This window comes from Mariniflexile fucanivorans (assembly GCF_004341235.1).
Taxonomy (GTDB): Bacteria; Bacteroidota; Bacteroidia; order Flavobacteriales; family Flavobacteriaceae; genus Mariniflexile; species Mariniflexile fucanivorans.
The window spans coordinates 23,206-47,954 of record NZ_SLUP01000011.1 but is presented as its reverse complement, the minus strand read 5'-3'; the positions used below and the strand labels follow the sequence as shown (position 1 = coordinate 47,954).

Annotated in this window: 15 protein-coding genes; all 15 read left to right on the top strand. The window is 31.1% G+C overall.

From position 1 onward, the window contains the following. Positions 1-22: 22 nt before the first annotated feature. Positions 23-2,350 carry a TonB-dependent receptor plug domain-containing protein gene (locus EV196_RS18525; RefSeq protein ID WP_132219276.1) on the top strand — a complete coding sequence of 776 codons (2,328 nt, stop codon included), beginning with the start codon at positions 23-25 and terminating at the stop codon, positions 2,348-2,350. Positions 2,351-2,384: 34 nt separating this feature from the next. Then, a complete protein-coding gene (locus EV196_RS18520) occupies positions 2,385-2,858 on the top strand; it encodes a hypothetical protein (RefSeq protein WP_132219275.1) in 474 nt (157 codons plus the stop codon). Positions 2,859-2,967: 109 nt separating this feature from the next. After that, complete coding sequence (locus EV196_RS18515; RefSeq protein WP_165876198.1) at positions 2,968-4,668, top strand: HAMP domain-containing sensor histidine kinase; 1,701 nt, start codon at positions 2,968-2,970, stop codon at positions 4,666-4,668. A 25-nt stretch (positions 4,669-4,693) separates the two neighbouring features. Continuing rightward, positions 4,694-5,089 carry a response regulator gene (locus tag EV196_RS18510; RefSeq protein WP_132219273.1) on the top strand — a complete coding sequence of 132 codons (396 nt, stop codon included), beginning with the start codon at positions 4,694-4,696 and terminating at the stop codon, positions 5,087-5,089. An 11-nt stretch (positions 5,090-5,100) separates the two neighbouring features. Then, positions 5,101-6,504, top strand: a complete 1,404-nt coding sequence (locus EV196_RS18505; protein WP_132219272.1) for a hybrid sensor histidine kinase/response regulator — start codon at positions 5,101-5,103, stop codon at positions 6,502-6,504. A 478-nt stretch (positions 6,505-6,982) separates the two neighbouring features. After that, positions 6,983-7,975 carry a T9SS type A sorting domain-containing protein gene (locus tag EV196_RS18500; RefSeq protein WP_132219271.1) on the top strand — a complete coding sequence of 331 codons (993 nt, stop codon included), beginning with the start codon at positions 6,983-6,985 and terminating at the stop codon, positions 7,973-7,975. Between the two features lie 107 nt (positions 7,976-8,082). After that, entirely contained in the window at positions 8,083-9,027 is a 945-nt protein-coding gene (locus EV196_RS18495) for a sugar phosphate isomerase/epimerase family protein (RefSeq protein WP_132219270.1), read from the top strand. A 44-nt stretch (positions 9,028-9,071) separates the two neighbouring features. Then, positions 9,072-11,375: a chondroitinase-B domain-containing protein gene (locus tag EV196_RS18490; protein WP_132219269.1), complete on the top strand. Its 2,304-nt coding sequence runs from the start codon at positions 9,072-9,074 to the stop codon at positions 11,373-11,375. Next, positions 11,375-13,615: a heparinase II/III family protein gene (locus EV196_RS18485; RefSeq protein ID WP_132219268.1), complete on the top strand. Its 2,241-nt coding sequence runs from the start codon at positions 11,375-11,377 to the stop codon at positions 13,613-13,615. The genes EV196_RS18490 and EV196_RS18485 overlap by 1 nt, the downstream gene beginning before the upstream one ends. Positions 13,616-13,988: 373 nt before the next feature. Next, on the top strand, positions 13,989-16,283 hold the full coding sequence (locus EV196_RS18480; protein ID WP_132219267.1) for an alginate lyase family protein: 2,295 nt from the start codon (positions 13,989-13,991) through the stop codon (positions 16,281-16,283). Positions 16,284-16,289: 6 nt separating this feature from the next. Continuing rightward, entirely contained in the window at positions 16,290-16,664 is a 375-nt protein-coding gene (locus EV196_RS18475; protein ID WP_132219266.1) for a cupin domain-containing protein, read from the top strand. A gap of 632 nt (positions 16,665-17,296) precedes the next feature. After that, positions 17,297-20,545, top strand: a complete 3,249-nt coding sequence (locus EV196_RS18470; protein ID WP_132219265.1) for a SusC/RagA family TonB-linked outer membrane protein — start codon at positions 17,297-17,299, stop codon at positions 20,543-20,545. 6 nt (positions 20,546-20,551) lie between these two features. Then, on the top strand, positions 20,552-22,126 hold the full coding sequence (locus EV196_RS18465; protein WP_132219264.1) for a RagB/SusD family nutrient uptake outer membrane protein: 1,575 nt from the start codon (positions 20,552-20,554) through the stop codon (positions 22,124-22,126). A 12-nt stretch (positions 22,127-22,138) separates the two neighbouring features. Continuing rightward, positions 22,139-23,314 carry a hypothetical protein gene (locus tag EV196_RS18460; RefSeq protein WP_132219263.1) on the top strand — a complete coding sequence of 392 codons (1,176 nt, stop codon included), beginning with the start codon at positions 22,139-22,141 and terminating at the stop codon, positions 23,312-23,314. 27 nt (positions 23,315-23,341) lie between these two features. Further along, the gene (locus EV196_RS18455; RefSeq protein ID WP_132219262.1) at positions 23,342-24,745 is read left to right on the top strand and encodes a PKD domain-containing protein; all 1,404 of its coding nucleotides are present in this window, start codon (positions 23,342-23,344) and stop codon (positions 24,743-24,745) included. Positions 24,746-24,749: the final 4 nt, after the last annotated feature.

Below are 24,749 nucleotides of genomic sequence, written 5' to 3'. Positions count from 1 at the left end.
ACTTAAAAAGTTTTAATTTATTATGAAAAAAACACTAAAAATAATAATATTTAGCTGTTTGCTTTTATTGCAAAGTGGCTATTTATTGGCTCAAGATACAAGTGTTTATGAAAATATGTCCTTAAATGAAATTTTAAATATTGATGTGGTAGTAACAGCATCAAAACAGCCAGAGGATTTATTTGAAACGCCATTATCGACAACGATTATTAGTAAAGAAGAAATTGCTAAATCTAGTGTTACAAGTATTCCAGAGGCACTTCGGTTATCACAAGGGGTTATTGTTCGAGAAATAACACCAGGGAATTACGACATCCATATTAGGGGGTATGATGATATCACTAAAAACGTATATGTAAGTCTTCCAATGAATACTACAACCTTGGTTATGATTGACAACCGAATAGTGTATAGCTACTTTAGTGGTGGAACCTTTTGGGAAACACTACCAATAGATATTAATGATGTTGAAAGAATTGAAGTAGTAAGAGGTCCAGCCTCTGCACTATATGGTCCAAATGCAGTTACAGGTGTTATAAATATTATTACTTCACACGCACATAAGCAAGGTGAAAATATTGTTGTAAATAGTAAATTTGGAACTAACAATGCGATTAATGCAAGTGTAAATATTGGTTATAACTGGAACGATAAAACTAAACTTAGTTTTTCAAGTAATTTTACAGAACGTAATAGGTTTAATAAAGATTATTTCGACTTTAATCAAAATAGTTATACATCATTGGATGATAATACCATGTTTGTTGTACCAATCAAGAATTCAACTAATTATGATGTTTGGACATCTAGCGAATTTAGAGAAGCACTTGGTACAACCTACGATGTAGACCTTAGTTTAAGAAAAGCTGGAGGAAATATATTTTTCACACATAATTTTTCAGAGCAATCAAATATTGATATTGCTATGGGGGCACAAAGTTCGCAAAGCCAAAAAACAGGTTTTTTAAACTTAATAACCCCCTTGTCTCAAATTGAGTCGGAAAGCTATTATTTTAATTCTAGAGTAAACCATAAAAATTTAAGTGGGCAATTAACGGTAAATACAGGTAAAGATTTTAGTAATTATAAATTTAATTCCTATAAATTCACCAATATGGAAGTTAATTTAGAATATTTTAAACAGTTTAAAAATTTAAGCATCAGACCCGGTATTAATTACAAATATTTATCATATAACAGCCCTTTAATTTATGAAGATGGATTAAATTTTAATGAGTTAGATATTCAGTTTAAAGACGAGCCAAGAATAGCTTCGTCGTATTCCGCTTTTATGTTGACAGAATGGAAGCCAACTTCAAATTTAAGAATGATTGGTGCTGTGCGAATAGATAAATTCGATATAAATAAAAATTATTTCAAGAATTATGAACTGGCTTCAACCTATCGTGTAGATAAAAACAATTTAATTAGAGCAGTCTTTTCAAAAGCAAATAAATCGCCTTTCTTTTTGGATTCATATTTGAACGCTAACCTTATGGTGAAATTTGACTATACTAATAATCAAACACAACCAACAATTACAGTTCCAGTTTCATTAAATGTTAATGGGCAGGAAGATTTGAAATATCCAACCATTACAAATTATGAAATTGGTTGGCGAACTAAGAAAAATTCAAATATAAGGTTAGATTTAGAAATGTTTTATTCTGAAGTTGATAATTTTGTAAATCCTAATGTATATAGAAATTATGAAGTTGTACAGCAATTAACTGATGAAGGACAGCCAGGAGATATAATTTCTCTTAGTGCATCTGGCGATGTGGTTTTTGAAAATTACAATTTAAGAGCCAATCAATACGGTGCAGGATTTACTTTAAATTACGATGTATCCGATTCTTTTAAAACTAAATTTTTTGGAACCTATCAAAAAACAGCTATATCTGGAAGAAAAAGTATTGATATAGAAACTAAAAAAGTTACTGTAGATATAAATACTGATAGTAATACGTTCGAGTCTGTTACAAATACAATAATGAACCCAACACAATGGAGCGACGCCGTAACGCCTTCGTTTTTTGGAGGTTTCTCACTAAATTATATGTTAAATTCAAAATGGAATTTTGCCTCGGATGCTTATATATATTCTAATCAAAAATTTGAGTATTATAACTATTATACAATTTATGATACGAGTTATTTAGACCAATCTAAAGTTGAAATGCCTATTAAAACAAATTTAGATTTAAATGCAAAAGTAACCTATCAACTAAACAAAAACACATCCTTAGATGTAACAGGAAGAAACCTATTAGGAGAACATCGCGAATTTGGTTTTGCCGACAACATTGGAACTACTTTTTTAATTGGTTTACAATGGAATTTTAAATAAAAAAATTATAAACTTAACCCCCCCCAAATTTATTATGAAAAAGTACAAATTATTAATTACAGCACTAATTTTAATACTAAGTTTTACATCCTGTTCTAAAGATGATACAGAAAATGGACAATCAAAAAAAGATATAATAGAATCTAAATCATGGGTCATTACAAGTAAAACCGTTGAGCCTAGTATACTATTTGGAGCCATAGAAATATCAGATATTACGATTCTCGATTCTGATGAGGTGAAAAATTATTCATTTAAATTTAATCCTGATGGTAGCCTATTGCAATATGATTTTGAAGGTAATCTTATTTTTGAAACTACTTGGGCTTTTAATTCCGATGAAACTGAAATAACATTTGAAGAACCAATTATGTACACATACCCAGTTGTTGGAGAAATGGGAATTTCAACGTTATTAATTGAAACCATATCATCCTCAAAAATTGTTGGTACAATTCCAGCATTTTATCAAGGTGTAGACTATTTGGTAACCATCACTTTTATGTAAAAGTAATCATTAACCCGTTGGTTGTAATTCAAAAATTACAGCCAACGGATTACAATAATATCTAAATAGAATACCAATGTTATTTAAAAATCTTTCAATAAAAGTAAAAATGGTACTGATAATTCAGTTGGTATCGTTGTCATCATTATTGATTGGTTTCACGTATGTAATATTTAGCAATATTGCAGACTTTAAAAGTGATTTAAAAGCTAATACCATTATTAATGCGACGTTAATTGGCGAGTATTGTGCGGTACCGCTTGATTTTGATATGTCTGAAAATGCAGTAGAAACGCTTGAAAAACTACAAAACATTCCATCTGTAGATGTTGGAATTGTTTATAATGATAAAAATGAAATATTTGCAGAATTTTACAAAAATGGGGAGAAAGTTTTAATTTCAAATTCTAATATTTCAACACATTGGGAAAAATTTGACACAGATTATTTAAGCGTTTCCAGACCTATTTATTATGATAATGCAAAAGTAGGCTCCATTTTTTTAAGGGTTTCCACAGATGAGTTATCCCTAAAAATAAGGAACTATTTAATTACCATGTTTTTATTATTAGTAGCACTTATGTTTATTAACTACATACTTGCTTTTTGGTTGCAAAAAATATTATCAGAACCTATTTTACATTTAACAAAAGCAACCAAAGAAATTTCAAAAGAAGGAAATTATCAATTGCGTGTTGAAAAACAAGGGAATGATGAAATAGGCATGTTGGTAGATGAGTATAATGAAATGTTACAACAAATTTATGAGCGGGAAGAGTCGTTAAAACAAAGATCAAATGAATTGACCGAAACTCTTGGCGATTTAAAACAAATGCAAGAGAAATTGGTTAACTCAGAAAAATTGGCGGCTTTGGGCCAGTTAATTGCAGGTGTTGCACATGAAATAAATACACCACTTGGTGCAATTCGTTCATCTATCGGGAATATTAAAAGCGCACTGCTTTACGTATTAAACGAGTATCCTAAATTTATAGTTCATTTGCCTGATAGTCAGAGAGATGTTTTCTCTGTTCTTGTAAAAGAATCGCTTTCTAAAAAGCACATGTTAACTTCAAAGGAAGAAAGAGAACACAAAAAAAACATCATTAAAATTTTGGATAATCATCAAATAAGCAATGCATATTACTATGCAGACTCTTTTGTAGACATGATGATTTTTGATAATATTGAAAAGTATTTAGAAATTTTACGAGCAGAAGATTCAGAGGCTATTTTCAATATTGCATATAAAATTACAGGACTACAAAGAAGTATAGACAATATAGAATTTGCAGCAGATAAAGCATCAAAAGTTGTTTTTGCTCTTAAAAACTCATCAAGAATAAATAATTCTGATAATCAGGTATTAACAGATGTTTCCGAAGGTATTGAGAATGTTTTAATTCTATACAGCAACCAAATTAAGCAAGGCATTGAAGTTACTAAAAACTATAAGCCAACGCCAAAAATTCTGTGTTATTCTGATGAGCTAAATCAAGTTTGGACCAATATTCTTCACAATGCCATTTACGCTATGGATTTACAAGGAACGCTCGATATTAAAGTGTTCACAGATAAAGAACATGTTGTTGTATCCATTACAGATAACGGAAAAGGAATACCAGAAAATGAAATTAGTCAAATTTTCAACCCTTTTTATACTACAAAACCAACTGGAGAAGGAACAGGAATAGGTTTGTATATTTCAAAAGGAATTATTGAAAAACATAAAGGAAGAATTGAGGTGGAAAGTAAACCCGGTAAAACAACTTTTAGTGTATTTTTACCAATAAACATAAGCAAGGAATAACCAACAGAACAGTAAAAGCAATATCATGGGGAAAATTGTAATTTTATGTGTTGATGACGAAAAAATAATATTGAATAGCATTAAAGTACAGCTTAAAGAGAATTATGGTAATTCATTTTTGTATGAAACCGCCGAAAGTGCTCAAGAAGCTTTAGATATTATTGACGAAATAATGACAGATAACCAAACCAAGTTAATAGTAATAAGCGATTGGCTTATGCCGGTAGTTAAAGGCGACGAGTTTCTAATAAAAGTTCATAGCAAATATCCAAAGTCTTTAAAAATAATGTTAACAGGTCAGGTAGATGAAGAATCAATTAAAAGAACAGAAAAAGAGGGAAACTTATATAAATGTATTAGAAAACCTTGGATGGCATCGGAATTAATATCGTGTATCAATTCTGGAATGCTATTAATTTAAATAATACTATTATGAAAACAGGCGTGATATTTTGTGTTGATGATGAAAAAATAGTTTTAAATAGCTTAAAAACGGAATTAAAAACTGCTTTTGGCAGTAAATATATTATAGAAACATCAGAATCTGGAATTGAGGCATTAGATGCCATAGATGATTTAATTGATTTAAATTATGAAATATGTGCAGTCATTGCCGATTATGTAATGCCAGTAATGAAAGGAGACGAGTTTTTAGCAAAACTTCATGAAAAATCGCCTAATACATTAAATATATTATTAACTGGACAAGCTACAGTTGAAGGTGTTACAAACTCCATTAATTATGCAGATTTGTATCGTTATATTTCCAAACCTTGGCATACCAACGATCTTATTTTAACGGTTAAAGAAGCTCTAAAAAGCTTTCAACAAGAAAATCAGCTTAAAATTCAAAATAAAGAATTGATTGAGTTGAGTGCTTCATTAGAGAATAAAGTAGAATTAAGAACGCAAGAACTAAAGAATAAAAACAAATTACTTTTAGAAAAGCAACAAGAAATTACCGTTCAAAACAAAGAGTTAGAAAATTATAGAAACCATCTTGAAAATCTTGTACAAGAACGAACTTTCGAACTCACTATAGCCAAAAATAAAGCTGAAGAAAGTGACAAATTAAAATCTGAGTTTTTAGCAACCATGTCTCACGAATTAAGAACACCGCTTAATTCTATTATTGGGCTTTCTGGTTTAATTGATAGAGATTCGTCTCTAGATGAAATTATTGAGTACGTTCAAATTATTAACCGTAGTGGAGATCATTTACTTAAACTTATTGACGATCTTTTTAAAATGTCACTAATAGAATCTGGAAAAGAAAAAATGGTTTTAAAGGATATCAATTTGAGAGTTTTTCTTAATGACATTCATAGATCAATGAAAGTTCATCAAGAAAATTCAGGAAAAAACCATATTGAATTTAATCTAACAACTCCGCCAAATAGTGAAAATTTAATCATATATACCGATCAATTAAAACTAACTCATATTTTAATAAATCTTTTGAAAAATGCTCTCAAATTTTCAGAAAGTGGTACTATTAATTATGGATTTAATATTTGTAATGAAGAAGAAAGTACAAATGTTACTTTTTTTGTTTCAGACACAGGTATTGGTATAGACCAAAAAAATCTAGATTTAATTTTTAAAGGTTTTACCCAAGTAAATGGCTCGTATAGTAGAAAGCATGAAGGTATAGGTATAGGGCTAACCATAGCAAAAAAACTAGTTGATCTTTTAGATGGAAAAATATGGGTAGATTCAGTTTTAGGTAAAGGTAGTGTGTTCTACTTTTCTATCCCTCTTAAAAATACTAAAAACTACACGATTATTGATAATTGTGAAGATGATGATAAAGTTTTAAAAAATATGAGCAATTAATACAAGTCCTCTCTAAAGTAATATTTTTTAAGATATTAATCGAAATAGGTTAATTGAACTTTTACTTTTAATATGTCTCGCTGTTTTCATTCTTTGGGAAAAGAAATGTTATGTCTAATTTGTTTTAGATGTTACTTTACTTAGGTAACTATGTGCATATTTTATTAATAAATTAATTTCACTCAATTGTTTCTTTAACGATTAAGTATATGTTATTCAATGCTTTAATTTAAAAACTCTTAAAACAATAGATTTGTCGTTTCGTTTTTATCCTTATATTTAGATTATTGATTTAATCTTGTTCGTTTTTCTAATTAGCAAAAAATGTTTTTGTTAAAAAAAATAGGATTTTACAATAATTTGTTTATTTTTGGAATACCAATCTGGTTTACCAATTTGGTTTGCCAGTAAATCTACTACCAACAACCTATTTAATTTTGGTTTAACTATTTTATAAACTTTTTAAAATCATTAAATTATGAGAAAAACTTTACTTTTTATTTTATTATTAACTGCAACTATGTCTTTTGGACAAGGATCAGGCGAAGTAATTATTACCGAAATTCACAACAGACCACAAAAACCTACGGATGCTCAAGTTACAGCAGCATTGAGTTCTCAACCAAGCTATTGGACAGGTCCTGCAGACGCAACAAATAATGAAGGTCACACAGAGTGGTTTGAAGTTTACAATACAACAGCATCTCCTGTGGTAATGGATGGATGGAAACTTATAGACGCTTCTAATAACGGCACTACTACTATAGGTAGTTTTACTTTAGCTGCAAATTCTTATGCTATGTTTACTGGTTTTAATATACCAGCCGCACAAGGTGGTATAACGGCTGATTATATTTATGATTATAAAAAACCTAGCTTAAATAATGAAAGTACATATTCAGGAGGTTCTGCTACAAACTGTCCCGATGGAATAATTATTACAGATGCGGCTGACAATCTTATAGATCAAGTATTGTATGATTATGGATATGGTTCGTATATTGTTGGTGGAGTAAGCAATTGTTCTAATAACCCAGGAACTACTGCTTTAGGAATTCCTGCTTCAGGGTCTGCTTCAGCTGTTTCATTTATGTTAAAAGTTTCAGCGCCTTTAACAGCTGCAGGAAATGATATAGCTTCAAACTGGGAATATTCAACTTTAACCTACGACGGTAGCCAAAAAGGTACTCCTGGAAAAGCGAATGACCAAGACGCAACGCTTTCAACAAGTAATAGAATTATTGAAGGTTTAAAAGTATATCCAAATCCAGCTAAAGATTATTTAATTATTGAATCTAACAAAACAAAAATTTCTTCTATAGAAATGTATAATGTTTTAGGAGCAAAAGTGTTATCAAATAAAGTATTTGTTGATAGCAAATTAAATGTATCTAGGTTATCTAAAGGTATTTATATGTTAAAAATAAACGCTGAAGGTGCTAGTACCACTAAAAAGATAGTTATTGAATAATTTGTTTATAATATATTATTATTAGTAATTATGCAAAAAGCCTTTAGTTTTAAAGGCTTTTTGTATTAAATTTTAAATTAGTAAATCCAGTTATTATTTAGTTAATCATGACAACAAGAAGAGAATTTATAACCAAAACAGCCTTTGCAGCAAGTTTGTTGCCTTTTTCAACTTATGCATTTCAAAATGGTTTTTTTGAAGAAACAGATGATGTACTTGATGTTAATATATTTTCTAAACACCTTCAGTTTTTAGATTATAAAAATACAGGTGAAATGGCTGCTGAAATAGGATTTTCAGGAGTCGATTTAACAGTACGCCCCAAAGGGCATGTACTACCCGAATTGGTAAAAACCGATCTTCCAAAAGCTGTAAAAGCGATTACCGCTAGTGGTATAAATTGTAACATGATGACCACGAGTATTGAAAGTGTAAACAATGCTTTGGATATTGATATTTTACAAACAGCAGCTTCAGAAAACATTTCTTTTTATAGAACCAACTGGTTTAAATACAAGGAAGATTTGAATATGCAAGATTCCTTGTTGTTCTATCAAGATGAAATAAAAAAATTAAGCAATTTAAATGAAAAATTAGGGTTAATAGGCTGTTACCAAAACCATGCAGGTTTAAGCGTAGGCGCATCCTATTGGGAAATACAAAAAATTTTAGAAACTGCAAATCCTAAACATTTTGGAGCCCAGTACGATATCAGGCATGCTATGGTAGAAGGAGGAAACTCATGGGAAAACGGATTACAGCTTTTGCACAATAACATTAAAGTAATTGTTTTAAAAGATTTTAAATGGGGACAAGTAAATGGTAAGTGGGAACCCATAAATGTACCTATTGGTGAGGGTATGGTAAACTTTGATAAATATTTTAAGTTACTAAAAAAACAGAACTTAAAACCACCCGTATCTTTACATTTAGAATATGATTTGGGCGGTGCTGAAAAAGGAGAAAGCAATATTACTGTTGATAAAAAAGTAGTGTTCGACGCCATGAGAAGCGATTTGAAAAAAGTCCAACAATTATGGAAAAATGCTTAAAATATTAGAATTTTAAAATATATAATCAGAATAAATAAACAGTCATGAAAAGAATTTTTTCAATCACAAACTTGCTAGTTTTATTAATATCATTTCAATTAATAGCGCAAACAAACAGTATTAAAGTTTCAAATATAAGCGATTTAAATAACGCCATTAAAAGCAGTAAAGCCGGCGATAATATTATCATGGCAAATGGTGTCTGGAACGACGTTGAAATTAAGTTTTATGGAAAAGGAACTAAAGAAAATCCTATTACATTAACTGCTGAAACCATAGGAAAAGTAACTATTGAAGGTGTTTCAAATTTAAAATTAGGTGGAGAATATTTAGTAGTGAATGGTTTGTATTTTAAAAATGGATATACGCCTTCTAAAAACGTGATTCAATTTAAAATTGATAGCGAAAAAATTGCTAATCATTGTACCGTAACTCAATGTGTTATTGAAGAATTTACCCAACCAGACCGCGATGTTAGCGACCATTGGGTGGAGTTTTGGGGAAGACATAATACCCTAAGTAATAATTACCTTGTTGGGAAATCTAACTTTGGGCCCACTGTTATGATTCGTTTGGAAGGGAATGAGAACATATATAATTACCACCTAATTATTAATAACCATTTTGGTCCAAGACCTCGTAAAGGAGGGCCACATGGTGAAACTATCCAGTTAGGAGATAGTGGAACTTCAATGACGCCTTCACACACTTTAGTAGCAAACAATCTTTTTGATCAATGTAATGGTGAAATTGAAATTATTTCAAGCAAATCTAACTTTAACGAATTTAGAAATAATGTGTTTTTTGAAAGTGAAGGCTCGTTGGTGTTAAGACACGGAAATTATGCCATAATTGATGGAAACGTTTTTATAGGTAATGACAATTCAACCAATATAGGAGGGATTCGTGTAGTAAATACAGGACATTGGATTACCAATAACTATTTTTACAAAATAAATGGCAACGCCTTTAGAAGTGCTTTAGCGGTTATGAATGGTATACCAAAATCGCCACTAAATAGATATAATCAAGTTACAGATGTAGTTGTGGCTTACAACTCGTTTATTGATTGTAAATCGCCTTGGCAGTTTAGTGTAGGCTCAAACGTAAGCCAAAGCGATGTATTACCAGCTACTGAAATTCGTTCAGCAAGACCAGAGCGTGTTGTGGTTGCTAATAATTTAATTTACAATGAAGTACCAGATGAAAACCCGATAGTAAATTATGATAAAGTAGATGGTGTTACATTTAACAACAACATTATAAATAATGAAAACAAAAGTGAAGTAAAACCAGAAGGATTAATTACCGAAGCTATTTCTGTAACTGAAAAATCGATAAATTTATTTGTTACAAATGAAAATAGGAACAATTTATATGAAGGTTTCGATTTTGAAACAATCACTAAAGATTTTTTCGGAAATACCAGAACCTCAAATAGTAACAACATTGGAGCCATTGTAAATCCTGTAAAAGAAAATGCTGTTTTAATTGATAAAACCAAATTCGGAACTAATTGGTTTGATACGAATAACGTATTGAAATCTAAAACAATCAATGTTTCAACGTCTGAAGCACTTATTAAAGCACTAAAGGAAGCCAATGCTCATGATATTATTTCACTTAAAAAAGGAACTTATAAATTAAATTCTAGTTTATTAATTAATAAACCAATTTCAATCGTTTCAGCTAATAAAAATAGAAGACCTGAATTAATTTTTTCTTCAGATAAAACAGCTTTCGAGATCTACCCTAAAGGCAGTTTAACACTTGAAAACTTAATATTAACAGGAAATAAATCGCAAAACACCTTTACAACTTTAGATAAAAACATGAGTAAAGCGTATGATTTATTTATTAATAATGTAGAGATTAAAAATTTCAAATCTGTTTTAGAAGTTTCAAAAGGATCGTTTGCTGATACGGTTTCGGTTACAAATTCCACTGTAAAAAATTGCGAACGAGGATTTATGCTGAATAAAGAAACCAATGATGGTGGCGATTATAATGCAGAGTTTGTTGTTTTTAATAACACAACGTTCGATAACATTCAAGAAGTTGCATTGGATTATTACCGTGGTGGTTATGATGAATCGACTATTGGTGGAAACTTAATCTTAAAAAACAATACGTTTACAAATTCAGGAAAATCTGAAAAAGATTCTATTTTAATTAAAAATAGAGGCATTGTTAATGTAGAATTTTCAAAAAACACCTTTAAAAATAATCCAGTAAAACGTATTGCTATTCTTTGGGGTGAAAAAGGACAAGAACCAGGAGAAAACACAATTATAAATTCTGGTAAAATTGAAGTAGTTCAAAACTTAGAATTGAAATTAATGTACTAATGAAGTGTTTAAAAAGTTTTTTGATAATTATCAGTTTTGTTAGTATTCAAAAGGCCTATTCTCAAACAATTTCTTCAACCAAAATAATTGAAATCAATAAACTTTCAAATTATTTAAATATTGAAGTACAAGAATCTTTAGGCAGTGTTTCGGTTATTTCAACTGAAACACTTGCCAAATATTTTCGTGAAAAATTTTCAGAACGCTATTTTTATAATTGGAAAGATTTTGATGGTCGATTTGAAACCTATAAGTCAATTTATAGAAATGCTGAAAATGAACATAGCGAAAGGGCATTAGATCATTTATCCAAATTTTCTGGAACAACCACTTGGAAATTACCGTTTAATTATCAAAACGGCGAACCGGTAAATGCCTATGCATTGCGCCATTTGGCACGCCAGCATAAAATGGTTGACATTGCTTTTTATTACAAATATCAAAATAAAAACACAGCGTATTTAAATTATTTCAAAAATCAATTAAAGTCACTAAACTCTGCTTTATTGGCTAATACATATGAAACCATTGAAGATGGAAATGGTGTTTATGAAGCCTTCCGTTCTGGGTATCGCATTTTAAATTGGTTGCAAATTCATAATATGTTTTTGGGTGAAACCCATTATTCTGATGAAGATCAACTGTTAACCATTGCTACCTTATTGCAGCATGGTGCAAACTTATATGAAACCAATGCTGAGTTTGTTCCCGGAAACCATCAAACAAGGGGTATGTCGGCTTTAGCTATGCTTTCCATTTTATTTCGAGATTTTAAAGGAACCGATAAGTGGTACGAACGTGCCATGAGCCAATTGGAAGCACATTTAGATAAAGAAATAAATGGCGACGGTTTTCAGTTTGAACGCAGTATACATTATCATATGAGCGATATTGACAACTATTATTACGTGTATCAATTAGCCAAGAATAGCAACATGCAAGTGAACGATTTTTGGGAGAACAAACTAAAATCTTTATTTGTAACCTTAACAAAAGTTGCCTATCCAGATAAATCGGCTCCCGTTTTTTCAGATGATACCAACGAACCTTGGGCTGAAAAGAATGATATCTCGGGTGCTTTAACTTTAGGATATTTATTATTTGATGATCCCGAAATGGGCTATTTTGCAAATAGCCATGTAGAACAAAATATGTTTTGGTATGTAAGCGATTTTCAATTACAAATGTTGAATGCTATTGAAACAAAAACACCAGATTTTAAGTCGGTTGAATTTCCAATTACAGGTTATTACATCATGCGTGAAGGTTGGAACGAAAAAGATAACATGATGGTGGTTTCTAACGGACTAGATAGGAACAAACCAGACCATCAACACGGTGATATGTTGGGCGTTCAAGCCATGGCGAACGGACATGTTATTTTGCCAAATTACCAAGTGCGTTATTCGCTTAAAGATTATGAGTTTTTTAAAAATTCTATGGTTAAAAATGTTGCTCTGGTAGATGATGAATTACAAGGAAAAAAGTACACTTCCAACCAAGGAGGTAGTGGTTTTGGTAAGTTTGAATCCTTACCACAACCAACAACAATCGCTTGGAGCAGTAATGAAAATTTAGATGTTTATATAGGAAGTCATAATGGTTTTGAAAATATAGGGGTAAATTATAACCGTCAAGTTATTTACATAAAAGACGATTTCTGGATTGTAAAAGATAATTTTAAAGCTAATAAACCACACATTTACAAACAAGTTTGGCAAGGACATTATAGTTTGGAAGAAGCGCCAAACGTATTGCGTTCTACTTTTTATGATGGCTCAGGTTGTGATATTTATCAATTACAAGTTACAGATTCGGTTACTATTTCAGGAATCAAAGGAAAAGAATGGGCAGTAGTTTCAAAAAACAATAAAACAGATTTTAGTTTTATAACTGTTATTTTTCCTTTTGAAAAGTTTGATGGTAGTATTGAAACAGATAAAACCAATCCAGATTTAAAAGGTTGGAACGTAAAAAATTCCAAATGGAAAATAAATGGTATACAACCAACTGCATTGACTAAGGAAGATTATTCCATGTTTTTTTCTGTGAAATCGTTCGAACTAGACAAACTCAAAATTAACTTATCAGAAGAAGCCGACGTATTTGTAAAGCTCAATAAGAATTCAATAACTGTACAATCTTTAGACCCTAAACCATTACAGATGGAAATTTCGGGTGTTAAGGAAAAAGGAAAAGTTGTTTTACAACCAGCAAGCCACTTAACTTTCACATTTTAAATTAGTGCAAAAAGCCATAAATAATTATATTTAGCATAATATTTTTATGCTTTTTCATACTTATTATTAGTAAAGTTTAATTTATTAATTGTTTTTAATGGTGTTTATTATGTCTTTATAAACGTCTAAAAATAAATTTTTAGTCAATAATAGTTTCTTTAAGAACCTTTAAAATGATAAATTACCATTCAAATTTTGGTTAACTAATTTAATAACCCTATATTTGGTAAACCAATCTGGTAAACCACTAATATAACTTGATATAAAGCAAAATAAATGCTTATTAGTTTTTTCTGTTGATTTATTCCATCTGAAGTATAAACGAATAGAAATTTTAATTGAGATTTTGACAAAAAAATATAATATATAATAGATGTTTTTAAAAAAAAAGTTCCAAATAATTTTAGTTAGTTTAACATTGGTTGTTGCTTCTTGTAAAGCACAAACCAAATCAATTTCTAACGCAAAGAAATCAAACAAACAAGAACATCCTAGTTTGATATTAACCAAAACTGGTGTCGAAAAAATTAAATCACAATTAGGTACTGTCCCTTTATTTGATGAAACTTTAGCTAAAGTAAAAGCGGAAGTAGATGCCGAAATATTAAATGGTATTGAAGTGCCTATTCCTAAAGATTTTTCTGGCGGATATACACACGAGCGTCACAAAAAAAACTTTATAATTTTACAAAAGGCTGGTGTTTTATACCAAATATTAGATGATGAAACCTACGCAAAATACGTAAAAGATATGCTTTTGGAATATGCCAAAGTATACCCAACCTTACCTGTACATCCACAAACACGATCGTATGCTAGAGGCAAACTTTTTTGGCAATGTTTAAACGATTCTAACTGGTTGGTGTATACAAGTCAAGCTTATGATTGTGTTTATAACTATTTAAGCGAAAATGAACGCAAACATTTAGAAAAAGACCTTTTTAGACCGTTTGCAAAATTTATTTCAGTTGAAAATCCAAAGTTTTTTAACAGGGTACATAACCATAGTACATGGGGTAATGTGGCAGTTGGCATGATTGCCTTGGTTATGGATGATGATAAATTATTGGAAACCGCTTTGCATGGATTAAAAAAGGATAATATTGACCCTAACGAGAAAGACAATGATGGCGGTTACATTAAAAAGAAAGGTCAAAAAGTTGGTTTTCTAGCCAATTTAGAAGAACCTTTTTCACCTGATGGTTATTATACAGAAGGTCCTTATTACCAACGCTATGCCATGTATCCGTTCTTGGTTTTTGCAGAGGCCTTGGAAAATGTAAAACCAGAACTTAAAATTTTTGAATATAAAGATGGTGTTTTGTTAAAATCAATAAGCACATTATTGAATTTAACCGATGCTGATGGTAATTTTTTTCCTTTAAATGATGGACAAAAAGGGATGTCCTATTATTCTAGAGAATTGGTTTCTGCCGTTAATATTGGTTACTTTTATGGAGATAACAGAACAGATTTACTGTCTATAGCCAAGGACCAAGGCGAGGTATTATTAGATGATACAGGATTATCTGTTGCTATTGGTGTACGTGATGGTTTAGCGACACCATTTGTAAAAAAATCGATGAATTTATCTGATGGAAAAAATGGAGATGAAGGTGGCGTAGCGATACTACGCGCAAAAGGATCTAAGGAAGAACTAACTTTAGTAATGAAGTATTCTGCACAAGGGCTAAGCCATGGGCATTATGATAAATTATCATTTTCATTATATGAAGGAGGTAACGAGGTAATCCAAGATTACGGCATGTCTCGCTATGTGAACATACAACAAAAGGGCGGTGGTAATTATTTAAAAGAAAATACAACTTGGGCAAAACAAACTATTGCTCATAACACTGTAAATCAAGATGAAATTTCACATTTTAGTGGCGATTTTGAAACAGGAAGCATGCACCATTCGGAAAAATATCTATTTGATGTTTCCAATTCTAACCTACAAGTAGTAAGTGCCAAAGAAATAAATGCATATCCCGGTACTAATTTGCACAGAACTATGGCGTTTGTTAATGATGAGACTTTTGAAAATCCATACCTTCTAGACATCATCAAAATAAATGCTGAAAATGAGCATCAATATGATTTGCCTTATTATTATTTGGGGCAAATAATGTCGGCTAATTTTGAATACACAAAATCAGAAAACTTAAAACCATTAGGGACAAAAAATGGCTATCAACATTTATGGAAAGAAGCCGAAGGAAAATCTGGAACAGGCAATGCTAAACTTTCTTGGTTTAATAAAGAACGTTTTTATACACTTACGTCGGTAGTTTCAAATGATGATGATTTATTGTTTACACGTATTGGCGCTAACGACCCTAATTTTAATTTAAGAAACGATCCTGGGTTTATTATTAGAAAAAATAATAGTAAAGATGTTTATTTTGTATCTATTATAGAGTCTCACGGGCATTACGCACCAGTTAGTGAAATAGCAACAAATGCCTTTAGTAACATAAAAAACCTAAGTATAGTTTATAGTGATGATGCTTATCTAGCAGTAAATATAGAAAATGAAAATGGCGATAAAAAAATGTTTATGTTTTCATTTAAAGACAATTCAAAAACCAGTACGCATCAAATTAAAATAGAGAATAAAACCTATGAATGGATAGGGACTTATAAATTAACAGAAATAAATAAATAAAAAATTATGAAAAGATTTAGTGAAAAGTACATCATCACAAAAGATATGACATGGGAAGAACTTGGTGGAGGCGTATCAAGAAAGTTCTTAGGTTATGATAATCAAATCATGATGGTAAGAGTGAAATTTGATAAAGGCGCACTAGGTGCACCACATCAACATTTTCATACGCAAGCTACCTTTTGTGTTTCAGGTAAATTTGAATTTGAAATTGATGGAGTAAAGAAAATTGTAGAAGCAGGAGATGGCGTGTATATTGAACCTAATTTATTGCATAGTGCGGTTTGTTTAGAAGAAGGAGAATTAATTGATACTTTTAGTCCTGTAAGAGAAGATTTCTTAACTGGCGTTGGACCATCTTATTTTGGAGATAAAAAGTAATAAGAAAAAAATCTGATAGTACAATTTGAGAAGACCATATGTATATGTATTGTTTGTCAAATTGGTTTAGCTGTTTAATATCCTTTTAAAAAAAGGAATTTTGAAAGTTCAATTTTATAGTTTACATAAAAAGGATAACTTAATAGTTATCCTTTTTTATGTTTAAAAGAAAAGTAAGATAGGGAATCCTGCAAATAGTTTGCAGCTACAGTTTATTAGTATAAATTAAGCTTCTTTTTTGATATTCATTGCTTTGCAATCGTTTTGGAAGTTATTTAGAATTATCCTACGTTATTGAAATTAAAGTTGAAAGAATCCGCATTTTTAATTTTAATTTATTGTTTTTAACAAAATATTATATATATTTACACAACCAATCTGGTTTACCAATCTGGTTTCCCAATCTGGTTTTCCTTGAAAGGAATTTTGAAAGTTTATTTTATAATTTTTTAAAACAAAAAAGTCAGGGGTTAACCCATAATTGAAACATACCACATGCTATTATTTAATTAAAGCTAACCTTTTAAAACTCACAAAACGAGAAAAAGAGTGTTTTAATTAGATATTTAATTACGTTGTACTGTGCATGTGAAAAGTACAACAAAAGCTAAACAAACTTTATACAATTAATTATGAATTTAAAAAACAAGCTGGCTCTAATTGCAATATTGCTTTTCAATGTTGCAGTATTTGCGCAAAACAAAACTTTAAGTGGTGTGGTTGTGTCTGCAACAGATAACATACCAATACCTGGTGTAAATGTTATTATAATGAATACCACTAAAGGAACCACAACCGATTTTGATGGTAATTATGTGATTCAAGCAAAAAAAGGAGATGTCATTCAATTCTCGTACATTGGCTTTATTTCTCAAGTTGTAACGGTTAACGATCAAAAAAGCATAAACATCTCATTGGTAGAAGATGTCGCTAAACTAGATGAAGTTGTGGTTATTGGTTATGGAAGCCAAAAACAAAAAACATTAACAAGTGCTTTAACTAAGGTAACAGGTGAAGATATTGAAAATGTTTCTGTGGCTCGTGTAGAAGACGCACTTCAAGGAAAAGTAGCTGGTTTAAGAATCCAAACTGTAGCATCAGAAGCAGGTGGAGACCCTAAAATTACTTTAAGAGGACCTGGATCTATTACAGGATCTTCTTCTCCTTTAATTGTTGTAGATGGCGTTGTGTTGGGTAATGATGCTGATATTTTGGGTACTATCGATAATAATAACATTGAATCAATAAGTGTTTTAAAAGATGCATCATCTGTAGCAATTTATGGTTCTCGTGGAGCAAATGGTGTTATATTAGTAACGCTTAAAAAAGGTGTTTCTGGTCAAACCAAATTCTCTTTTAATACATTTACAGGATATAAGTATTCTAATAATAATAAAAATTTTAATACATCAATTGCAGACGAAAGAGCAAGGTTAGATGGATTACAGAGTGTTATTGATGCTATTTCTCCAGACAGTCCTAATTTTGGCAGAATTGTTGGAGATAATGCGGCTCAAAATAACGGTTATTATAACTCAGCTTATGCAGAGCTTGAAGCTATGGAGTTTATTGCCTCTTTAGGTGATGGAGAAAAAAACTGGCAAGACGAAATTTTTGTTGGAGGTGTTATAACCAGTCACTCTTTAGCAGTGAGAGGAGGAACAGAACTAACAAGTTATACGGCATCTTTAGGATATCTTGAAGATGAGGGTATTGCGTTAAAAGATAACTTTAAAAAGTATAATGCTAGAATAAAAGTTGATAGTAAATCAAAAAACAAAAAAATTAAATTTGGTGCAAATTTAAATGCAAATTATAACGATCAAGTTAAATTACCGGCAAGATTTACAGATCCATTAAGACAATATGGACACGTCCCACTTTACTTAAATGAGGAGCATTTAAAATATGTTACAAATTTCTCTACAGATGTAGGAGTTTCAACAGATGCAGGAAAACTATTTGAAAACCTTGGAGTAGGAAGTTATGGTTTTGAACGCGCTTTCGATCACGTTTTTACTCAAGACCCAAATGATCCAAGACATATTCTTAGAGACGCTTCAGGACTTCCAATAAATAGTGGATTAACTTCAGGAGGATTAACTTTATCTACAACTAAAAATGTGCACCCATTAGTGCATTTCTTAGAAAGATCTAGAACAAAGAAAAAATTAAGCTTAAACGTATCTTCATATATTGATTTCGAATTAGCAAAAGGACTTAATTTCAGACAAAGTATTTCAGGTGTTTTTAGACATGGTAAGAGTAATGATTTTGACTATTTGTATGGTCAAGAAAATAGAGATCAAGAAACTTATAGAAATGAAGGAAGAGATGAATTAAATCAATACGCATTCGAATCACTTGTAACGTATGATAAGAGTTTTGGAAAGCACAATTTCAATTCGGTATTTGGATTTGAGTACACACAAAGAGATTTTTACTTACAAGAAACAGAAGCTGTAGGTTACACCAACGATTTTAACAACAATATAGCACTTGCAGATGGTGGTACCACATATACAGATAATGGGACAGATAAATTGGTTTCTTATTTTGGAAGAATAGATTATAATTATAACGAAAAGTATCTAGTACAACTATCAGCTCGTACAGACGGTAGTACAAGATTTGGTCCTAATTCAAGATTTGGGTTCTTCCCAGCAGCATCTGCAGGTTGGATAATATCAAGAGAAGATTTTATGTCTTCAAGTGATATTGTTACATTTTTAAAATTAAGAGCAAGTTATGGTATTTCAGGATCTAATGAGATATCTAACAATATATTTGAATCGCTTTACAGATTTGAAGAAACTTATGGTACCGTTGGTTATAATGGACAAACAGGTGTAAAAGGCTTAACATTAGCGAATCAAGATTTAGGCTGGGAGAAATTAGTCGAGTTTAATCCTGGTATAGATGTTACATTTGGTAGAAGTCTTCTAAATTTAACATTAGATTATTATACAAGAACCAGTGAAGACTTAATTCTTTTTGCTCCAGTACCAGGTACGTATGGTGCCGATAACTGGTTGCAAAATATAGGTGAAGTTAAAAATGAAGGTGTTGAGATAGAATTAAATTCAAGACTTATTACTACCCAAGATTTTAGTTGGGCAGCATCAGGCCAGTTTTCTTTAAATAGAAATACAGTTCAAAGTTTAGGTAAAAGTGAACAAATTATTTCTGAAATTTCACAAGATACCAGAGCAACACAATTTATAGCTAGAGTAGGGCAACCAATCACTTCCTTTTATGGTTGGGTTTATGAAAAAGAAATACCTTTAGAATGGGTAGACAATCCATTTAACAGATTTAATAATGATTTTGCAGATGTTTATGTAAAAGATTTAAATAACGATGGTATTATTGATGATGAAGATAGAACAGAATTAGGAAGCCCTTATCCAGATTTTGAATGGGGTTTCAGTTCAGATTTTACTTATAAAGATTTTGATTTTGCATTCCAATGGCAAGGATCTCATGGTGCCGAAGTAAGGGTTGCCGATTTAGATCAATTATATTATGCTAGTGAATCTGCAGTAAATGAGCTTGCAAGTTTCCCAGACAGAGATTTAACTGTACATAGAAGATTTACAGATGACCATATTCAAGATGCTTCTTTTATAACGTTAAGAAACATAACCTTAGGTTATTCATTACCAGAATCTTTTACTTCAAGAAATAATATTGATAGACTAAGATTTTATATAACAGGTGAGAATTTATTGTTCTTTACCGCTAAAGGTTACGAAGGCTTCAACCCAGATGCTTCAGGGCAAACATCAGAGAATGCTAATACACCTTTAACTTCAGGTTATCAAAGAGGAGATGGTCCAATAGTTAGAACAATTTCAGCTGGTATTAACTTTCAATTTTAATTAATTATGAAAAATATATATAAAAATATAATAGTTTGTTTTTCTCTCGTAGCTTTATTTACAAGCTGTGAGAAAGAACTAGACCTTAGTAACCCTACAGCACTTTCAATTGAAGAGTTACTACAAACAAGTAATGGGTTTCAATTATTAGCAAATGGTGTTTTAGATGCTTACCAAAAAGTTCCTGCGAATGAGTATTTGTTAATAGAATTAAGATCTGACAATGTAAGAGCCAATTCAGAAAATGGAAACTTTCCTGCAATAAATGCTTATAATGTAGATCCTAATAATGGTGATGTAGCAACGTATTATTCAAACAATATGTCTACAATAAAACATGCCAATACCATTATAGATAACCGTTTTTTAGCTCCAGAAAATCAACAATATACGGTTGGTGAAGCTTACTTTATGAGAGCCTTATGCCATTTTAATTTAGTAAGAGCTTATCAAAATGTACCTTATGTAGATAAAGTATTGGACATAACAAAAGACGAAGCTTTAGATTATCCACAATTGCCTGAGGCTGAAGTTTATGCGAAAATTATTGCGGACTTTAAAACATCTATAGCTTATTTAGATGGAGTAGAACAAAACAGATACCGTCCATCAAAAGGAGCTGCTATTTGTTTAGCTGCAAAAGCATATTTAAGTCAACCTAGTCCTAATTACGAAGAAGCAGAGCTTTTGTTAGCATCTGTTGTAGAAAATAGCGCATCTTACGGTTACGATTTATTATATACTGACAGAAGTAATGCGGTAAACTTTGATAATGATACTAGTGTAATAACTGACGCTGAATATTATGCAAATTTAGTTGTAGATTATGGACATGTATTTGGTAATGCCATTTCATCAGGTTATACAGATGGGGTGCTTGATGGTTCATGGTCGAACAGTTCAGCTTTTGAAATTAATGAAGAAGTTATATTTTCAATTGCTTACGATCTTGTTAGTAGTGATAATTATACAACTAGCGATAGTGGTTTAGGAGATCAAGTAGAAACAGACTCAGAATCGTTTAGTTTTGCTATGACATTACAAGGCCCATCTAATGGTGTTAATATAGCATCGCTTGATTTCTTAAGCGTAATGTCTCCAGAATTACAACCAGTAAGATTTTATGCTAGTATTGATGCCATATCTTATAATCCAACTGTAATTACAAATGACACATTTAATGCTAAATTCCCAACTAATGGTGAAATTGGAGGTAACGACTGGATAGTGCTAAGATATGCAGATGTATTATTATTATACGCAGAAGCTATTTTAGGTAATAATTCAAGTACTACAGACTCAAGAGCTATAAATGCATTTAATAAAGTGAGATTAAGAGCAGGTCTTGAAGAAGTTGTAAATTTAACAAAGGATGAATTATTAGCAGAAAGAAGAGTAGAATTTGTATATGAAAATCAACGCTTATATGATTTAATACGATTTGGAAAAGCAGATGATGTTTTAAGAGCTTTTTCAACTAGCAACAGTTTGTTTTATACAAATGAAAAGAAATATCTTCCTTTCCCTCAAAGAGAAATAGATAATCTACCTAATTTTTACAACCAAAATAACGGATACTAAAAAAACATAATTATGAAAAAATATTTGTTTAATTTAAAGTATATAGTTTTAGGAGCATTTGTTTCTTTAACGGCCTGTGTTAGCGATGAGTTAGCAAATGTAGGCGATTTACAAGATTTTACAGGTCCCACGCCTTTTTACAACACTACAGATGTTTCGAGTTCAGAATTCAACTGTGAGAAAGAAGAATTATGGGCCAAATATGAAATTAATTTTCAAGCAGGTTCAAACTTATCTGTAAATGGTATATATTATAAATGGGAAGTTTCACCTGCAGAAGGCGTAACACTAATTAATAAAGAGCTACCAATTTTAGAACAATTAATTGATGCTCAATTGGCAGAAGTCGTTGCATTGGAAAATGAGATTGCTAAACTAGAGTTCAAAATCCCTTGTGAAACCAATCCAGCTAAATTGACTGTTTTAAATGATCAAATTGATGCTTTAGAAGTTAAATTAGCAGCAGCTGAAGCTAATGTTTCGCCTGCAATACAGCAAAATGTTTCAAATTTAGAAAGTCAAATAGCAGAGTTAGCTCCTGCAACTTTAGAAGATAGAGAATTGATTTTTTCATTTCCTGGTCCAGGTGAATATACGGTTGGTTTAACAGTAACTGATAATCTTGGCAAATCTAATTATACAGAAAAAACAATTACTATAACTCAAGCAGTACCAACAATTCCTATACCTGAGATAGGTGAACCTGGTTTTGATGATGGAACCTTGTTTGATGGAACTGGTGATGGTAGAGACTCTTGGAGAGCTCCTAGTACTTCTGCATGGGGAGGTGTTTTTCAGATTAATACAAAATCTGAGTTGGGTATTTTGCCTGATGGTTATCAAGCAGCCAAATTTCCTTCAGATGGTAGCAGAGTGGGGTATCAAGAAATAGAGGTGACTCCTGGAGCAACTTATGTGTTAACTTACTTTACTGAATTTCAAACCAATACTTTTGGTGATGTAACGGTATCTATAGTAAGTACAAATGCTACAACGCTTGCAGAAGCAAAGTTAGAAGCAAATATTATTGCCTCTAGAACAGATACCAATGTAGGAAGAGTAGCAGATGTTTTCAAAAAACACGCCATTACATTTGAAGCTGGAACCAATGAAAATGTTATAATTTTGATGACTAATTCAGGTGTAGAGAGTAGATTAGATGCATTTGCTATATCAGTTAAACAATAATAATATAAACGTCTAAAATTTAAAATCATGAATTATAAATTAATTAAAAAATTTAATGGAAGTGTTTTTATGCTATCCATAATGTTTTTAGGCCTTATATCTTGTTATGATAGTGGTTATGAAGAGTTTGTTCCTCCAACAGGAAACGTAAATAATATCCAACCTAATACATTATTTACAACTAGTTTAAAAGCTGGTGATAATTTGTCGGTTGTCTTTAGAAGCTATTCAACAGATGCAACGTCATATTTATGGGATTTTGGCGATGGTAATACATCAACAGAAGCAAATCCAAATTATAAATATGAAGTAGGTGGGGAATATACAGTAACGTTAAAAACAACAAGTGCCGATGGTTTAGTTGCCGAAGCATCAGCTATAGTTGCTCCTATTTTTGTTGGTTTCAATTTTACTACTGAAGATTCAGAAGTAATTTTTGAAAACTTAACCAATGGTGCCAAAAAATTAGTTTGGGATTTTGGTGATGGAAATACTGTAGAATGGAATGCAGAGGATACACAAAACAATCCAGATTTTAGTCCTGTACACATTTATGCTACAGCAGATACTTTTAAAGTAACTTTAACAGCAACTAATTATTTAGATATTGAAACTTCTGTTACCAAAAGTATAGAAGGATTAGTATTATCTACAGTTCCAGATTTTACTTTTAGTGTTTCTACACTAAAAGTAGATTTTACAGATGCGTCACTTTTAGCAGTTTCTCATAGTTGGGATTTTGGGGATGGTACTAGTTCAACGGAACTTAATCCAACACATACTTACGCTGTTAAGGGTATTTATGATGTGAAATTAACAACTACAAATGATGCAGGTGTGTCTAAAAGTGTTACTAAAGCAGTTCCTGTGGGAGGTGTCGAAGCTTCGTTTAAAGCTATTGTTTTAAATGGTACTGCCGATACTAGTGATATTTCCGATTGGAATATGATAGGTACTTGGACCAATTCTGCTTTGGATGGTTGGCTTTCAGCTAATACAGGTGATAGTAACCAACAACCGGGATCAACAAGTGATGGTTCTTATGTTGATGGTGTAAAAACAAGAGGTCTTAAGCTTTATTCTCCTGGCCGTCGTTTATACCAAGTGGTAACAGTTGAAGTGGGGGTTGAATATACGTTTACGATTGATTCTCGCTCGGAGGCGGAAGGTATTAACACAGATGTATTTATTTTAAATACCGAAATTACTTCTGAAACAAGTATTTTAGATAATGCTGATGCTTATTTTGAAATCACAAATGACTTCAATACAAGTAAAGGTTCGGCTTCAGAGAATACATTTACAACTAATACATTTACATTTAAACCATCAACAAATCAAATTGTGATTTATGTTAGATCACCTAATGCTGTTGATAGCAATACTGAAGTATTTTTTGATAATATAGATATTATTACTCCTGGATTTTAATTTT

Excerpts from the sequence above, each read along its gene's own strand:
- EV196_RS18485 (WP_132219268.1), top strand. The coding sequence starts at position 11,375 with ATGAAGTGTTTAAAAAGTTTTTTGATAATTATCAGTTTTGTTAGTATT.
- EV196_RS18465 (WP_132219264.1), top strand. The coding sequence starts at position 20,552 with ATGAAAAATATATATAAAAATATAATAGTTTGTTTTTCTCTCGTAGCT.
- EV196_RS18490 (WP_132219269.1), top strand. The coding sequence starts at position 9,072 with ATGAAAAGAATTTTTTCAATCACAAACTTGCTAGTTTTATTAATATCA.
- EV196_RS18470 (WP_132219265.1), top strand. The coding sequence starts at position 17,297 with ATGAATTTAAAAAACAAGCTGGCTCTAATTGCAATATTGCTTTTCAAT.
- EV196_RS18500 (WP_132219271.1), top strand. The coding sequence starts at position 6,983 with ATGAGAAAAACTTTACTTTTTATTTTATTATTAACTGCAACTATGTCT.
- EV196_RS18480 (WP_132219267.1), top strand. The coding sequence starts at position 13,989 with ATGTTTTTAAAAAAAAAGTTCCAAATAATTTTAGTTAGTTTAACATTG.
- EV196_RS18510 (WP_132219273.1), top strand. The coding sequence starts at position 4,694 with ATGGGGAAAATTGTAATTTTATGTGTTGATGACGAAAAAATAATATTG.
- EV196_RS18525 (WP_132219276.1), top strand. The coding sequence starts at position 23 with ATGAAAAAAACACTAAAAATAATAATATTTAGCTGTTTGCTTTTATTG.
- EV196_RS18520 (WP_132219275.1), top strand. The coding sequence starts at position 2,385 with ATGAAAAAGTACAAATTATTAATTACAGCACTAATTTTAATACTAAGT.
- EV196_RS18460 (WP_132219263.1), top strand. The coding sequence starts at position 22,139 with ATGAAAAAATATTTGTTTAATTTAAAGTATATAGTTTTAGGAGCATTT.
- EV196_RS18475 (WP_132219266.1), top strand. The coding sequence starts at position 16,290 with ATGAAAAGATTTAGTGAAAAGTACATCATCACAAAAGATATGACATGG.
- EV196_RS18495 (WP_132219270.1), top strand. The coding sequence starts at position 8,083 with ATGACAACAAGAAGAGAATTTATAACCAAAACAGCCTTTGCAGCAAGT.
- EV196_RS18455 (WP_132219262.1), top strand. The coding sequence starts at position 23,342 with ATGAATTATAAATTAATTAAAAAATTTAATGGAAGTGTTTTTATGCTA.
- EV196_RS18505 (WP_132219272.1), top strand. The coding sequence starts at position 5,101 with ATGAAAACAGGCGTGATATTTTGTGTTGATGATGAAAAAATAGTTTTA.
- EV196_RS18515 (WP_165876198.1), top strand. The coding sequence starts at position 2,968 with ATGGTACTGATAATTCAGTTGGTATCGTTGTCATCATTATTGATTGGT.